Source organism: Metabacillus sp. KJ11-3 (genome assembly GCF_055808295.1).
Genome location: NZ_CM147865.1, coordinates 3,088,598 through 3,103,729 on the forward strand (window position 1 = coordinate 3,088,598; position 15,132 = coordinate 3,103,729).

Genomic DNA, 15,132 nt, shown 5'->3' on the forward strand with positions numbered 1-15,132 from the left:
GGATTCTGTTAGAAGATAATGATTAGGGGACATTTTCGTGAAGACTTCCCTCTTACTACCAATCATTTTTATAAAGTGAAAGACAGTTTTATTAAACTGTCTTTCACTTATTTAGCACTATTCTTTATTCACCTTGTTATACTCTTCCCATGCACGATCAAGTCCTGAGATGACATCCTCTTGTGACGCATCATCAGCATAATAGCTTTGGAATAATTTTTCTGATGCTGATTTTACAGCAGATGGGATTGTTGGATCTTGATATACTTTCCCTTCCTCAACATACTTAGATGAATCTTCCAACCATGGATATGTTTCAAATGTGTGAACTGTTGAAAGTGGATTAAATCCTAAGCTCTCATAGAAAGCACTGGAATCTTGATCATCAAGGATATAGTTAATGAATTCTTTTGCTACATCCTTCACTTTACTTTCTTTAGAAACCGCTAATGATGTAGAAGCACCTAAGTTGATTAGTGTTGCACTTTCGTCATCATTAATTGGTAAAGGAGCAACACCAAAGTTAAAGTTTTCGTTCGTTGCTAACATTGACTCAGCCATCCAAGGTCCTTGAACCCACATTGCAGCTTGGCCGCTAGCAAATGCAGCTGCTCCTTGATCTTGTCCTACCTCAAATGGACGATCTGTTCCATGTGCATGTACCAGGTCCATAATGTCAAACATACCCTTTAATTCTGCAAATGATCCTTCTCCAGCATTCATTGAATCTAAAAATCCTTTATTACTTGTACTTTCAAGTGCACCTACTGTTAAAGGTAGGAATAATTGCGGAATATATGAATCTTTGTAAGCTCTAATAAATGGTGTGATTTCTTTATCCTCAAGAGTTTTTATAACCGCTTTCATTTCTGTTAACGTTGTAGGAACTTCTAAACCATTTTCCTCAAAGATATCCTTATTGTAAATAAATCCCCATTGTAGTGTCTCTAAAGGTACTGCCAATACTCGATCTTCTCTAGATACCATTGGTTTAACAGTATCATATAATTTCTCAACAAAAGGCTCTCCTGAAAGATCTTCTAAATAACCTGCTTTATCATAGACTGGGAGATCATTAATCGCATGAATTCCGAAAACGTCGGGACTATCTCCAGAAGCAAGTCTAGTTTTTAATAATTGAGGTGCTTCATTTACACTTGGAAGCTCTAATTTAACTGTTACCTCTCGCCCTTTTTCTTCTTTCTGTTTCGCAATAAATTGATCGATATAAGTTTCATATTGTTCTTTAAATCTCGGCTGTCCAATAAATACTTTTAGTTCTACTTTTTCTGAGCTTCCTCCTTCACCGGAAGAACTGCTTTCACCGGCATTACAACCAGCTAGAATTCCTAAAAATAAGACTGTTGCGATTATCGTTGTAAGCGCTCTTTTCATTTTCAACTCCCCTTTCTTGCTTCTATCATAATCTGTTTTGTAAACGATAAAAATCGAAAATATTAACGCTTACATTTGGACTATTTTAACTTTTCCGAATTGTCCCGGGAGAACATCCATAATATTTTTTGAACACTCGGTAGAAATATGAAACATCTTCATATCCGACCATTTCTGCAATTGTTTTGTACTGTAATGTAGTCGTCATGACTAGTTCTCTAGCCTTTTCCATACGAGAAGCAATAATATATTCTGTTACATTGCATCCATATTTCTTTTTAAAAGCAGTGGTTAAATATTCCTTGCTTACATAAAATCTCTCGGCAATCACTTCAAGTGATATGTTTTGTGATATAGAATTTCCGTCCACATATAGCTTAATTTCTTCTAAGTTAATTTTAGTCTTTTGTTTTTTTATTTCTTCTACTTTACAAATAAGCAGTTCACCAATTTTCAATTGGGTCATAAGTTCATTCTCTAATGATTGATTTTCCCTATACTCAATATCATTCCACTTCAACCCTATTTCTTCCAATTTTATTTTGTGGGCTTTTAATGTTTCTTCAAGTAATACAAGAAAGACCTGATGAAGGTACATAATAAACGATGGGTCATGTATTAATTCACCCTGAATATTACCAAGAAACTCTTGAAAACAAGTTGATAATTGTTTTGCATTTAACTCTTTTAATGAAAATGATACTGTTTGTCGGAAGGATTCAATCATTTCTAGTAACTCAGGTTGTTTTGCTGTAAAAAATTGATACCGCGTTTGCTCTTTTCTCTGTTTTTCCAATACAGCTTTTTTCAGCGCTTCGTTCAATTCTTTTTCATCTACCGGCTTAGGCAAATATTCAATTACTCCTGACTTAATTGCCTGTCTTGTATAAACAAAATCCTGATAACCGCTTAAAACAATGGTAGGGATGTCAGCATACTCTTTTTCAATAACTTCTAACAATCTAATACCATCTATACCAGGCATTCTCATATCAGTCATAATAAAGTCAGGGTTCTCCGAGACAATTTGTTTAATAGCTTCTTCTCCATTTGTTGCTTCGATTAATTTTGTTATTCCCAATGAGGTCATATCAATTAATGCTTTGACCGTTTCCCTTGTCCAAGTTTCGTCATCAACTATTAATAATGTCGTCATTTTTTAAAGTCACTTCCTTCTTGAAATGGCAATCTTATCAATACCTTTGTAAATTTAGATTTTTGGCTCGAAATTTCAACTCCATATTCATGTCCGAAATACAGCTTTATTCTGGTATCTACATTTTTCAATCCAATGCTGCGATTATATAAATAACTATCGGTTGATAATTTATTTCTGACTTGTAGTAGTACTTCTTCCGACATCCCCATGCCGTTGTCCTCAATCATTATTTCAATTTCATCAAACACTTTTTGTATTTCAATCTTTAAAATCCCTTTTTCAATTTGAGACTCAAAACCATGTTTAAAAGAATTTTCAATAATTGGCTGTAGAGATAATAGAGGAATAATTGCGTCCTTTACTTGCTCATCAACAAATAATTCGATTGTTATATTTTCACCAAAACGAACTTTTTGGATATACAAATAGTTTTGTAAATGTTGAACTTCTTCCCATACAAAAACAAGATCTCCTCGTTTATTCGTTATATACCGGAACATACCACCTAATCTTTGAATCATTTCATATATTTCTCTAGCACCCTTTTTTAAAGCCATTCCTGAAATTACTTGAAGAGTATTATATAGAAAGTGGGGATTTATTTGTGACTGTAATGCAAGAAATTGAGCGTCTCGATTTTCCATCTCACGTTTATAATCTTTTTCAATTAAATCCCTGATTCGATCAATCATCTCCTTAAATTTTCGTTGAAGAATCCCTATTTCATCTGTACGTTTTGAATCAATTTTAACGTTAAAATTAGTTTCTTCCACAAGCTCCATTTTCTTAGAAAGCAACACAATTGGCTTTGCAACTTGATTCGAAATGATAATAGATAAAATAACTGTTACACAAATTGAAATGATGAGAATCAATAATCCTGTTTGTCTAATATGTTTAGAACCAATCAGCATCACCTCTTCTGGAACAACCTTTACTAACGCAATTTGTTCGTTCATCATTTTCTGAAAAAAATAGTAATCTTGATTAAGAGAAAAATAATTTGTTTCATGCTGTTGCTTAAAATTAGCAGAAAGATCTTTTGGGGCAGCTACATTATTTTCATCTAGGGCAAAAAGCAGGTTTCCATTTGAATCGACCAACATAATCGATTCTTCCTCATTACTTCGAAGGTTTTCTGCAATATGTGCAATAAAATCAAACGAAACGTTTAAATCTATTCTTCCTACTAGTTTTTGATCTTCAAAACGATAAATATTCCGACTAAAGGTAAAAGTACCTGTAGATGAATCTACGGAAAACATGGAATCCTTTCCAGTTCGTTGCAGAGCTGTTCCAATCATATTTGTTATGAAAAACTCCCTTTGTTCAACCCTGTATAAGCGTTTATCCTCATATGAAGTTAATGCAACAGACAGAATGTTTTCATTCGCATTATACAGAGCAAATAATTTATCCTGTAAATATGATTGTATATTAAATGATTTTGTTGTTGTAATATCATCAACAGTTGTTATACTAGGTACCAATTTTTCATCCACTAGCGCCGAAAACAAAAAATCATCAAACATGATAAGCTGCTCTTCAATATAGCTTTTTGATAGATCCATTCGGGATAGGTTTGAGGTGATTTCAGAAGTTTCAACAGCACCTCTGGAAATATGGGTGGAGACCAACATAAAAATCAATAGAGGAACCATCATAATAAGAAGCAGAGTAGCCATTAGCTTTCTTTGCATGCTTTCAAGGATGTATTTATTTACGAAATGTTTTATTTTACTAGACAATATCATGTTTATTCCTCCAGAGGTAAAAAAAGCGGTTTCACATATTGATTTTATTTTAAAGATAAATAAGAAGATGTACAATAACGTGTTTCTTTGAAAGCTATTTTTCTCTAGTTATTTCCAACAAAAAAATGGCTTAAATCCTATATACAAAAGGATTTAAGCCAAAGGAATATAAAATTTTATATTTCTAGCAACATACTACTATTGTTTATACATTCTCTAACCAATTTAGTTCCTCTTCAGTAAGTTCAATTAATGACCCTTCATAACAAGATTGTAACTCCTGTTCATTTTGCGCTCCAATCAACGCGCAAGCAGGAAACGGTTGATTCAGAACATATGCAAGTGCGATTTGAATTGTCGTAACACCTTTATCATTAGCTAATTGTTCTGCACGACGCAGGCGTTCCCAATTGGCATCACTATAGAAAACCCGCACAATGTCACTGTCACTTTTGTCTTCTGGTGAGAAACGTCCTGTAAAGAAGCCTCTTGCTTGAGATGACCATGACATAAGTGGAAATTGGTGCTCCTTATGCCATGCAAGGTCAGACGAGTCAGCTGACACACACCCTGCCCAGAATGGCTCATTAGCTTTTGCCAAACTTAGGTTTGGACTGCTAAAGGTAAAACCAACAAGTCCATTATTAGCAGCGTATTCATTAGCTTCCTGCAATCTCTGTACAGACCAGTTTGAACCTCCAATAGCCTTAATTCGGCCGGCTTTAATGTGCTCATTTAATATTTCTATTATTTCACTTACTGGCACAGTTGGATCATCACGATGTAGAGCATACAAGTCAACATAATCCGTTTGTAATCGATCTAAGCTTTCAAATAAATCCTTGGAGATTGCTTCAGCATTAACGCGAGGACCTGTCTGATCGTGATGAGCGCCTTTTGTAAGAATCACCATATCCTCTCGATTGTTTCGTTCCTTCAACCACATACCAATCGCTACTTCGCTCTCTCCGCCACAATAGATATGAGCTGTATCAATCGTATTTCCACCGATCGCTACATAACGGTCTAAAACCTTACACACTTTCTCATAAACACTAGGTTTAAAATAATCTGAACCTTGAATTAAGTTAGTAACTTGCTTTTCTAAGCCTGGAATCGTAATTGTTTTCACCGTAAACCCTCCTAGATTTTATAATTCAACGCGACGACGCTCTTTTGCTGATGTTAAACAAGCATCAAGAACTTTCATATTTAAAATAGCATCTGTTGCCGGATATGGTAACTCCTCACCATTTCGAATGCTTCTTCCTAAAGCATCTGCCTGTAAAGCGTATTGATTAAGGTATGGAACCTCTACTTCTCTTTTTCCATCATTCGTATGAACAACAAAATGATCCTGCTCATTTTGCTTTGTAACAAACGCAGATGGAACTTCAATACGGCCCTCTGTTCCAACAATTTCTAGTTCATTTCGAAAGGCTGCCCACATGCCGCAATCAAATGTTAATGCCACACCATTTTCAAATTCAAGAAGTCCGGAAGCCATCATATCAACATCATCATGCTGCTCAGAGAAGAGACCGTGAACTGTTGCAGCCTGTGGCTCTTGATTTAATATCATTCTTGCCGCACTAATTGGGTAAACACCGACATCGTATAAGGATCCCCCTCCCCATTCTTTTTTGTAACGGACATTTTCAGAATCCTTCGCATTATTAAATGTAAATGTAGCGTGGATACCGCGTACTTCACCGATTTCACCTGATTGGATGATATCACGGATCAGATCATAACGAGGATGATAACGATACATAAATGCTTCAGCAAATACGACACCGGCTTTTTGACACGCTTCTGCCATTTCTTCTGCTTCGTTTGCATTTATCGCCACTGGTTTTTCACATAACACATGCTTGCCTGCTTCTGCTGCACGTATTGTCCATTCTTTATGTAAGTGATTAGGAAGCGGTATGTAAACGGCTTCAATTTCCGGATCTGCCAGTAACTCTTCATAGCTTCCATACGCTTTCGGTATATGTAGTTGTTTAGCTGTTTCCTCTGCCTTTTCTATCCCTCTACTTGCAATGGCTGCAACCTCACCAGTCTCTGATGCTTTGATCCCCGGAATAACCGAACCCTTCGCAATATTTGCACTACCAATAATTCCCCAACGTATTTTTTCCACGTTCTTCACTCCTTCATGAAAGCTTAATACTATATTGTCATTATATGAAACTACACATAAAATAAAAATAGAAACTTTTTGCCCTCAATATAAAACAATATTGCGATGAAAGAGTGATACAAATGTCAAGACAATATCTGCTTCCAACCTTACAAAACCACGAATTTATGATTCTGCCAGAATCAATTGGCTGGTACTGGGAGGAACCTGACCATGAGGTTGACCGAAAAGTAGGTACCTTAAATAACTTCAGTATTCATTTTGTTTTATCAGGAACCGGGTTTGTAGAGATTGATGGAAAACAATTTACACTTAAGCGTGGTGATGCATTTTTATATTTTCCTATGCAGGAGCAAAAATATTATAGTAGCAAGGAGGATCCGTGGAATATTCGATGGGCCCATTTTTATGGCAGTATCTTAAATACCTTTTTGTCTGAACAAGGATTTGATCAGCATTCAATATGGACAATCAAACAACTAGCACCTCTTGAAAAAGCGCATGAACAGTTATTACGTGAAGCTGAACAGAACAGCTTTTTGCATCTATTACAGCTCTCCACTCTTACGTACACATTTTTAATGGAATTCATTACAAATGCATCGCCAAAATCGTCCGACCGTCGACCAGAATTAGATGATCGGATTCAAACTTTACTACCTAGTATGCAAAGAAAAGCATGCGAACCCTTTGAACTTGATTACTGGGCCGAGCAAACAGGTGTCAGTACCTATTATTTTTGCAGATTATTTAAACGTGCAACCCAAATGACACCCATGCAATTTATCACACTTTGCCGCCTGCAATTGAGCAAACAATGGCTGATGGACAAAAAGGAAATGACGATAAAAGAAATTGCCCTAAAAGCGGGGTATCCAAGCATTAGCTATTTTAATAAGCGGTTTTTAGAACAGGAAGGAATGACTCCTACGGAATATAGGATGCTGTATGACAGCAGGCAGGATCGGTAGGAGTATAGGGAGTCTTGCTTTGACAAAAAAATCGGAGACATTATGTCCCCGATTCTGCTCTTAGATCTAATACTTTATCTCTTTGTTTTGTTAATGTAAAAAACGCAATTCCTCCAATCAATGAGGTAAGAAATAAAGTCGCTCCCATTGGTACTGCGGTTGTTTCATTTATACCTACCAGAGGTGATACAAATGATCCCAGTAAAAGTGGCAGCAAGCCTAACAAAGCACTGGCACTTCCCGCTCGATGTCCCTGTTTTTCCATCGCAAGTGTAAAGGAGCTTGTCAAAATCATGCCCATTGACGTCATATAAATGAAAATCGGGATTACAAGAGTTGCGAGAGGTCCTTTAATGATTGTCATGGTCAACAGTATAGTTGTTGCACTTACAGCGGTGATGACTGCGACACGAAGCAACCGTCTTTCATCAAAAACCCCGCTTAATCGTCCGATCATAAAGCTGCCGGAAATAATTGCTAACCCGTTTATCCCAAATAAGATACTAAATGCCTGTGGAGAAACACCATATATCCCCTGATACACAAAAGGTGTACCTGACACATAAGCAAAGCTGCCACCATGAATTAATCCCACTGTTAAGGCGTATCCAATAAATGAACGATCTCTAATTAAATCCTTCATCGTACGTATTGAATGACCTACAGTACTGGGAATTCGTTTCTCGGCTGGTAATGTTTCTGGTAATCTTAAAGAAATGATTGTCACGATGATCATACCAAGTAAACTTAAAAAATAGAAAATCGTATGCCAGCTTGCAAACGGTAATAATAAAATAGCACCACCTGCGATTGGCGCCATCATTGGGGCCGTTGCATTGATAACCATTAATAAAGCAAAGAATTTTGTTAACTCTTTTCCACTAAATACATCTCTTACAACAGCACGTGAAAGAACAACACCTGCAGAAGCTGTAAGGCCCTGCAAGAAACGAGCAATTACCAATACAATAATATTTGGTGCCAATGCGCAAAAAAGTGATGCTAGAGCAAATAACGAAAGGGATATAACTAAAGGCTTCCGTCTCCCTGTTGCATCACTAATTGGACCAACGATTACTTGACCAACGGCAAGACCAATTAAACAAGTTGTTAAACTAAGTTGTACAAGCGAAGCACGAGCTCCCAGATCATTTGCAATATCCGGAAAACTAGGCAAATACATATCGATATTAAGCGGGCCTAATATTCCTAATGAACTTAATAGAAAAGCTAATGCCAACCGCTCTTTTCCTGTTGGATTATGTAGCATAAAGCGTATTACACCTCTCATCATTCCATTTCTTCTATCCATCCTACACCTTTTGTAAAAAGATTGGAAGCAAAAGAAAAACTTCATTCTTAACGTAAGAGATTGAAGCTCTATTTCAAGTAATTAAAGTTGGTATAGCAACCATCAACAAAATGGTTCTTTAATAATGTTAAGAATACATTCAGGCTTTGTATATACATTAAAGAAGTTCACCTTGTATTTATTGAGCAAATAGCTCAAATCTAAAAAATCTTTTGAATGACTATATAAAATGATTGGAACATGCTCAGAAAATCTTCTTAGGCAATCCTCCAAATCATCTATTTCTGTATCAACAAGCAAAACTACTTTCTTATCAAGAACGATTTCTTGAGTTTTAATTATATTAAGTTCAGGATCTGTTTTTACCAGCAAGCTCATACTTTTTTGAATATGTTGATTGCCGGATATAATGGCAACATTAATCATGATATGATCCCCCCTTATCTTTAACTATACATGAAAAGAGAAAATTTCCATTCATGTAAAAGGATGATTTTTTCCATTCATTTCTCAGACAAAGGTCGTAGATCGTTTATAGGTTGGTTGCTATGATAAACCACTGTTAGGGTAATGTTGAAAAAGAATTGTATGAAACGATTCCCTATTAATATTCCTCCCTACTTTTTTCATGTAAGTAGTGCAAAAACCTTCAATTTAAGATATCTTTATAGTAACGACCATTTCTACCATTTCTTTCAACATAGTAGAGAGCATGAAAAGAGGGGTGTATGTTTTGGATATAAAAGAAGCTTATAAACTATTGGAAATTCCAGAAGACTCGACAATGGATGAGGTTGAGAAGCAATATATGACCTGGATTAAAAGGGACCGATCATATCAAAGTGTACCGAATACTGAAAAACCTTTCGATATGACCCAAATAACTGACGCCTACAATACTATTAAACACGTAAATGTATACGGTTCCAATCCTGAAGAAGAAAACAAATCTTTTAAGAATAAGCTGCAGCACTTTCTTTATTATCATAAATTACACATTGCCGGAGCTATCATTTTACTGATTTTAGTTGGATCCATTATCCAAACGCTTGTCAGCAATCATCAAGAGAAAAAAGAGTTAGCCAGTCTTCCGCCTGAGGACCTGGGCATTATGCTTTACGGAGATTATTTTCTACTTGGAAGTGATGTGAACCCTGTCTCAGAAAATGTTCTTTCTATTTTTCCTTCATGGGAGAGAGTCATAACAAACTCTAATTATGCACCAACAGAAATAAACGACACGATGGATGCGGGGAACCAACAAAAGAGTGTGATCACCCTCATGTCAGACCAATCAGATGTGTATATTGTCGGCGAGGAAAACTTCGAACAGCTCATGCAGTTGGAAATATTTCAGCCAATTGATCCTTCTATTAAAGATCAGGTAGTAGAAGATCAACTTGTGTATGGAAAATCCCCAGCAGATGAAACAGAACAAATTTATGGGGTCGTGATCAATGATAAATCTCTATTTGATGGGTTAGAGGTAAACGAAAGTAAAAGGATTGCCGCTATTCGAGTAGATTCTAAAAATAAGGATAACGCTTTGAAGTTTATCACAAAGTTACAAGAATAATTTAAACATAAGACTGGAGAGCCTATTCATTCTGGGCTTTCCCTTTTTAAATTAGTGCAACGTTTTGATTGATCATTACTTACACTTAGAGATGAGATTTCAAGCACAATAAATAGTTCAAAAATATATTACACTTTAAAAATATAAAAAAGAGACCTATAAAAGATCTCAAATTCCCTTGGGTATTTTATTTATTATAATGGTACTTGTACTGTATCTTGATTAAATTCCACTGTTTTCCCAGTTCTTGCAGATGTATAGATGGCTTCAAGAATTTGCGTAACAACTAATGCCTGTTCTGGTTTTACTAAAGGCTCTGTATCGTTAATAATACACTCTAACCACTGTCTTGCTTCTATCACACCAGGGTCTTCTGCGCTTGAATCAAAATACGCGATGCCACCACCTGTTGCAGGTTTTGTTTCGACTAACTTCCCATACTTGGTACCGTTAAAGACAAGCTCTCCTCCACCTGTTGAAGGGTTTCCTTTCATTTCAGCGCCACCCTCTGTACCGCATAGGGAGGTCATCGCTTCTCTTACATCTGTTGTATTTAAAGCCCAGGAACATTCAAGAATAATCGTTGATCCATCTTGCATTTTAATAAAACCAAATGCTGAATCCTCCACACCAAATGTATCAGGATTCCATGGACCAAATGCATTTCCCTCATGTTTATCAGCTAATTTATGAAAGACCGATCCTGTAACAGATTGTGGTTGATAGTTGTCCATGCACCAAAGTGTTAAATCTAAAGCATGTGTCCCAATATCGATTAATGGCCCTCCGCCCTGTTGTTCCACATCCAAAAAGACTCCCCAAGTTGGAACAGCTCTCCTGCGAATCGCATGCGCTTTTGCAAAGTAAATTTCGCCGAACTCACCTGCCCGTGAAGCTTTATGAAGAACTTGTGAATCATCGCGGAAACGGTTTTGGTACCCAATCGTCAGCTTTTTCCCTGTTCGTTTAGCTGCTTCAACCATCTCTAAAGCTTCCTTGGAGTTAATCGCCATCGGCTTTTCACACATTACATGCTTGCCAGCTTCAAGAGCAGCCACAGTGATAAAGGAGTGCTGCAGATTTGGTGTTAGTACATGAATGACATCAATCGATTCATCCTTTAACAACTCTTTATAATCGTTGTAAACCTTTGCATCGGCAGTTCCAAATTCTTTTGCCGCTTTCATCGCTCTTTCTTCGACTACATCACAGAAAGCTGTCATTTCACCTAGGTGGCCTAGTTTTGCTAATGCAGGCATATGCTTCTGATTGGCTATCCCACCACAACCAATAATACCGATTTTTAATGTATCGTTTGACATGTAAATCACTCCTTATTAATCAGCTTTTGTAAGCTCTTGAACATACTTCTCCATCACCTTTAAATCACTTGCTATACTTTCAAACTTATTACCAACTGTACCTTCATTTTCAACAATCGCATATCGAATTGTTCCCAAATCATGAATCTTTTGATATGTATTCTCAAAATCGACAATACCAGTTCCAAGATTAACGAAATCAGTCGGCTGTACAACTTCACGATAAATTTTCATTGTTTCATTTTGTTCATTCTGATTAACTGCTGAGAATACATTCACAGCGTTAACATGAGTTCCTAAATCTTTTTGATGAATCATATCACAGCGATTCCCTAATCTTTCAAGAACACTCATAGGGTCTTGTCCGCCTCTCGTTACCCAAACAAGATCCAGCTCAAATTTAACAGCATTAGGATCTGTGTTTTCTACTAAAATATCAAATAATGTTTTTTCTCCAATTTGCCTAAACTCATGTGCATGGTTATGGTAGTAAAAATCTAATCCGGCTGTTTTACATTTTTCAGCGATGATATTCAGTTCCTCCGCTGTTTTAAGGGCTTCATCGCGAGTACTAATGAATGTCATCGGCATAACAATTGACTCACAGCCTAGTTCAGCATTTTCTTCAATTATCTTATCCCAGTTTCCATCTACCAAAGCCATACCTGGTGCCACACCTTCATGTGCAGCAAACGCACGTAATCCAAGCTCATCAAATTTCTTTTTTATTGCTTGTAAAGTAAATGTATCTGCAAATCTTTCACCGGTTGAAAAATTTGCAGAAATAAGTTCCAAATTTTTATACCCCATTCCTGCGACCTTTTCCAACGTTCCAAAATAATCTTCATTTAATTCTCTAAATACCGAGTATAAGTTAAGTCCAATCGATGTAGTCATCTTAATCCTTCCCCTTTCAATCTTTTGTATATACTTCCTTACAATTTTGATTATAAAGCGTTTTCAAATTTGTTACTACTGCAAAACTGACTGATTTCTAGCATTATTCTGACTTCTCCCTATCACTTTCATGACTTATATCCAATATCATTTATTTTATAAACTTCTAATGTTTATCTTTTCTTTCTATAAGGATTAGGATATGATCAAAGCAAAAAAAACGTAACGTATTAGGAGGATTTCTAAAATGGACTACAAATATGAGTTGGTAAAAACCGATGATGATTTGCCTATTAAAGTCATCCTTCATACCTCTGATGAAGAAATATATATTCCAAGACATTGGCATGAAGATATTGAAATTTCCTATGTCCTTGCAGGAAAGATCGATCAAATTTACGCAGATGGCAAAGAATATGAATCAAGTGAAGGAGATATTGTAGTAATAAATTCAAACTCTATTCATTCTTTTTCAGTGACAACAGGGAAAAATCGAAAGGCTGTCACAATCTTTATTAAGTACGAATTCCTGAAAGCGATCTATGAAAATTATGATCAAATTGTGCTTACTTGTAATTCTATTCATGAACAAGATCCTGGTAGAATAAAAAAATTTGAAAAGCTTCGAACCTTATTAAATGAAATTCTTGTACATTACTTGAACAAAGAACATGACCCCCTTGCACGCATTAACTTAACCGGATTAGCATACCAATTAATCTATCAATTACTAAACGACTTCAAAGAAGAGAAAAAAATAGTCCTTCCATTAAAACAAACAAGTATTTAGAACGTTTAACATCGATAACGAATTACATAAAGAAACATTATAATCAAAATCTAGCTATTGATCATCTAGCCGCACAGTTTAATTTATCTTCAGAGTACTTTTCAAGGTTTTTTTCAAGCATATCGGTATGACTGTACTCAATTATATTCAGACAATACGCCTTGAGAAATCCTATCCGGATTTAATGAATACTGATTTACCAGTCATTCATATTGCCCTGAAGCATGGTTTTCCAAGTGAAAAGTCCTATACAAGAGTGTTTAAGTCTGTTTATCATATGACACCAAGTCAATATCGAAAAATGAATACAGGGTAAAACAACTAAAACACAACGCATCGAATCAAGAATCGACCTTGTTTAAGCTAGAAAAAGACAGGTCTTCAAAAAGAAAATATATTAAACTATTAATGTAAGCGTTTTAACACTTAACCAAAGGAGGTTTTTCAGTTGTTCAACGTTATGAAAAAGCATGCAAAAACCGCAATGTTAAGTACATTAGTAGCTAGTTCCACACTATTTTTTATGTCGGAAGGAGAAGCAAAAGAATTGAAAACCCAACCAACATCCTACAAAACCATAACAGAAGTTGAAGATTGGGGTGCTGCTATTACGAAGGTTATGATTGATATTGGAAAGCCAATCCCGAAGGATTCAGTAACAACAGACACTTTCAATGTCCATGTATCTAGAAGTGACAGACGTTTAGCAAAACCTTTCTTAGAAGAGGGGTATCGTCATGTTACGAAAGCCTATGTAGCCGATAAAAACGGAAACCCGGTTGTTAAGACTGGAAAATATGTCGTATTGGAAATGCAAATTGGTCCGGAGATTTCTTTAGGTTCAGCGATTAACTACGATTGGGCTGGCTCAGGATACAATGACTGGAATGAGAACACCTACACAGTTACTCAAAAAGAGGCCATTGAAACACCGGCAGGAACCATATCAGGTTTAGTTGTGGATACATTTAATGGTGGCGTTAGAGAATTAGTCGATGATTTTTCAATCGGTGAGGCTACATATAAAGATACTACACTAACTTATGCTGACTACTCACCAGCAAAAGATAAAGGAAAAAATCCATTAATTATATGGTTACATGGAGCAGGTGAAGGTGGGACAGACCCGACAATTGCCATTTCCGGAAACAAAGCCGTTAACTTTGCCTCAGATGAAATTCAATCCTATTTTGATGGAGCCTATGTTTTAGCTCCTCAAACACCAACTTTCTGGATGGATGGATTCACAGGATTTGGCGATGGTACGTCAAAATATCAAGATGCTTTAATGTCATTAATCAAAGAGTATGTAGAGAAAAACAAAGACATAGATCCTGACAGAATTTACATCGGCGGAGATTCAAACGGTGGATATATGACCATGTTGATGATCCGAGACTATACTGATTATTTTGCCGCTGCTTTTCCAACCTGTGAGGCACTAAATGACTCGCTCATTAAAGACGAGGATATTGATACGATGAAAAACCTGCCTATCTGGTTTGTTCATGCAAAAACAGATGATGTAGTCCCTGCAAATCAATTTGTTGTTCCAACCTATAACCGGTTAATCGAGGCGGGAGCAGAAGATGTTCATCTCTCCTTATTTGATAACGTCATTGATACTTCCGGATTATACAAACGAGAGGATGGCACACCATACGAGTATCATGGACACTGGTCATGGATTTATGTTTATAACAATGATGTGGAAAAAACGATTGATGGTAAGACAATTACTCTTATGGAATGGTTATCTTCAAAAAGTAAATAGAAATACAAATAAACGCTTCAATCCTAGCCAGGATTG

The 15,132-nt window shown here is 36.2% G+C and carries 14 protein-coding genes; 5 read left to right on the top strand and 9 right to left on the bottom strand.

The annotated features are described in order from the left end of the window. Window positions 1-117: 117 nt before the first annotated feature. From AC0L8O_RS15700 to AC0L8O_RS15720, 5 genes are all read right to left on the bottom strand, one after another. Window positions 118-1,395, bottom strand: coding sequence for an ABC transporter substrate-binding protein (locus AC0L8O_RS15700; RefSeq protein ID WP_473443598.1), 1,278 nt, complete (start codon window positions 1,393-1,395; stop codon window positions 118-120). An 85-nt stretch (window positions 1,396-1,480) separates the two neighbouring features. Next, on the bottom strand, window positions 1,481-2,551 hold the full coding sequence (locus tag AC0L8O_RS15705) for a response regulator (protein WP_473443600.1): 1,071 nt from the start codon (window positions 2,549-2,551) through the stop codon (window positions 1,481-1,483). Continuing rightward, window positions 2,548-4,308, bottom strand: coding sequence for a cache domain-containing sensor histidine kinase (locus AC0L8O_RS15710; RefSeq protein WP_473443602.1), 1,761 nt, complete (start codon window positions 4,306-4,308; stop codon window positions 2,548-2,550). Before AC0L8O_RS15710 ends, AC0L8O_RS15705 begins: the two co-directional genes overlap by 4 nt. A 205-nt stretch (window positions 4,309-4,513) precedes the next feature. Beyond that, window positions 4,514-5,440, bottom strand: a complete 927-nt coding sequence (locus tag AC0L8O_RS15715; protein ID WP_473443604.1) for an aldo/keto reductase — start codon at window positions 5,438-5,440, stop codon at window positions 4,514-4,516. Window positions 5,441-5,458: 18 nt separating this feature from the next. Beyond that, complete coding sequence (locus AC0L8O_RS15720; RefSeq protein WP_473443606.1) at window positions 5,459-6,454, bottom strand: Gfo/Idh/MocA family protein; 996 nt, start codon at window positions 6,452-6,454, stop codon at window positions 5,459-5,461. 122 nt (window positions 6,455-6,576) lie between these two features. Here AC0L8O_RS15720 and AC0L8O_RS15725 point away from each other — a divergent pair, with 122 nt between their 5' ends. Further along, entirely contained in the window at window positions 6,577-7,425 is an 849-nt protein-coding gene (locus AC0L8O_RS15725; RefSeq protein ID WP_473443608.1) for an AraC family transcriptional regulator, read from the top strand. A gap of 40 nt (window positions 7,426-7,465) precedes the next feature. Here AC0L8O_RS15725 and AC0L8O_RS15730 read toward each other — a convergent pair whose 3' ends face one another. Further along, window positions 7,466-8,695, bottom strand: a complete 1,230-nt coding sequence (locus AC0L8O_RS15730; RefSeq protein ID WP_473448930.1) for a Bcr/CflA family efflux MFS transporter — start codon at window positions 8,693-8,695, stop codon at window positions 7,466-7,468. Between the two features lie 144 nt (window positions 8,696-8,839). Continuing rightward, the gene (locus tag AC0L8O_RS15735) at window positions 8,840-9,163 is read right to left on the bottom strand and encodes a hypothetical protein (RefSeq protein ID WP_473443610.1); all 324 of its coding nucleotides are present in this window, start codon (window positions 9,161-9,163) and stop codon (window positions 8,840-8,842) included. 307 nt (window positions 9,164-9,470) lie between these two features. On the opposite strand from AC0L8O_RS15735, the gene AC0L8O_RS15740 reads away from it, so the two are divergent. Further along, a complete protein-coding gene (locus AC0L8O_RS15740; RefSeq protein ID WP_473443612.1) occupies window positions 9,471-10,313 on the top strand; it encodes a hypothetical protein in 843 nt (280 codons plus the stop codon). A 194-nt stretch (window positions 10,314-10,507) separates the two neighbouring features. Here AC0L8O_RS15740 and AC0L8O_RS15745 read toward each other — a convergent pair whose 3' ends face one another. Together AC0L8O_RS15745 and AC0L8O_RS15750 are read right to left on the bottom strand one after the other, a co-directional pair. Further along, window positions 10,508-11,635 (bottom strand): Gfo/Idh/MocA family protein, encoded by a 1,128-nt coding sequence (locus AC0L8O_RS15745; RefSeq protein ID WP_473443614.1) that lies wholly within the window; start codon window positions 11,633-11,635, stop codon window positions 10,508-10,510. Between the two features lie 15 nt (window positions 11,636-11,650). After that, complete coding sequence (locus tag AC0L8O_RS15750) at window positions 11,651-12,532, bottom strand: sugar phosphate isomerase/epimerase family protein (protein WP_473443616.1); 882 nt, start codon at window positions 12,530-12,532, stop codon at window positions 11,651-11,653. A gap of 247 nt (window positions 12,533-12,779) precedes the next feature. On the opposite strand from AC0L8O_RS15750, the gene AC0L8O_RS15755 reads away from it, so the two are divergent. From AC0L8O_RS15755 to AC0L8O_RS15765, 3 genes are all read left to right on the top strand, one after another. Then, on the top strand, window positions 12,780-13,322 hold the full coding sequence (locus AC0L8O_RS15755; protein WP_473443618.1) for a cupin domain-containing protein: 543 nt from the start codon (window positions 12,780-12,782) through the stop codon (window positions 13,320-13,322). Between the two features lie 127 nt (window positions 13,323-13,449). Beyond that, on the top strand, window positions 13,450-13,638 hold the full coding sequence (locus AC0L8O_RS15760; RefSeq protein WP_473443620.1) for a helix-turn-helix transcriptional regulator: 189 nt from the start codon (window positions 13,450-13,452) through the stop codon (window positions 13,636-13,638). Between the two features lie 132 nt (window positions 13,639-13,770). Further along, entirely contained in the window at window positions 13,771-15,096 is a 1,326-nt protein-coding gene (locus tag AC0L8O_RS15765) for a prolyl oligopeptidase family serine peptidase (RefSeq protein ID WP_473443622.1), read from the top strand. Window positions 15,097-15,132 lie beyond the last annotated feature (36 nt).

What these genes read in the sequence shown, in the direction of transcription:
- AC0L8O_RS15760 (WP_473443620.1), top strand. Translation starts at nt 13,450, where the DNA reads ATGACTGTACTCAATTATATTCAGACAATACGCCTTGAGAAATCCTAT.
- AC0L8O_RS15755 (WP_473443618.1), top strand. Translation starts at nt 12,780, where the DNA reads ATGGACTACAAATATGAGTTGGTAAAAACCGATGATGATTTGCCTATT.
- AC0L8O_RS15730 (WP_473448930.1), bottom strand. Translation starts at nt 8,695, where the DNA reads ATGCTACATAATCCAACAGGAAAAGAGCGGTTGGCATTAGCTTTTCTA.
- AC0L8O_RS15745 (WP_473443614.1), bottom strand. Translation starts at nt 11,635, where the DNA reads ATGTCAAACGATACATTAAAAATCGGTATTATTGGTTGTGGTGGGATA.
- AC0L8O_RS15700 (WP_473443598.1), bottom strand. Translation starts at nt 1,395, where the DNA reads ATGAAAAGAGCGCTTACAACGATAATCGCAACAGTCTTATTTTTAGGA.
- AC0L8O_RS15735 (WP_473443610.1), bottom strand. Translation starts at nt 9,163, where the DNA reads ATGATTAATGTTGCCATTATATCCGGCAATCAACATATTCAAAAAAGT.
- AC0L8O_RS15750 (WP_473443616.1), bottom strand. Translation starts at nt 12,532, where the DNA reads ATGACTACATCGATTGGACTTAACTTATACTCGGTATTTAGAGAATTA.
- AC0L8O_RS15705 (WP_473443600.1), bottom strand. Translation starts at nt 2,551, where the DNA reads ATGACGACATTATTAATAGTTGATGACGAAACTTGGACAAGGGAAACG.
- AC0L8O_RS15725 (WP_473443608.1), top strand. Translation starts at nt 6,577, where the DNA reads ATGTCAAGACAATATCTGCTTCCAACCTTACAAAACCACGAATTTATG.
- AC0L8O_RS15710 (WP_473443602.1), bottom strand. Translation starts at nt 4,308, where the DNA reads ATGATATTGTCTAGTAAAATAAAACATTTCGTAAATAAATACATCCTT.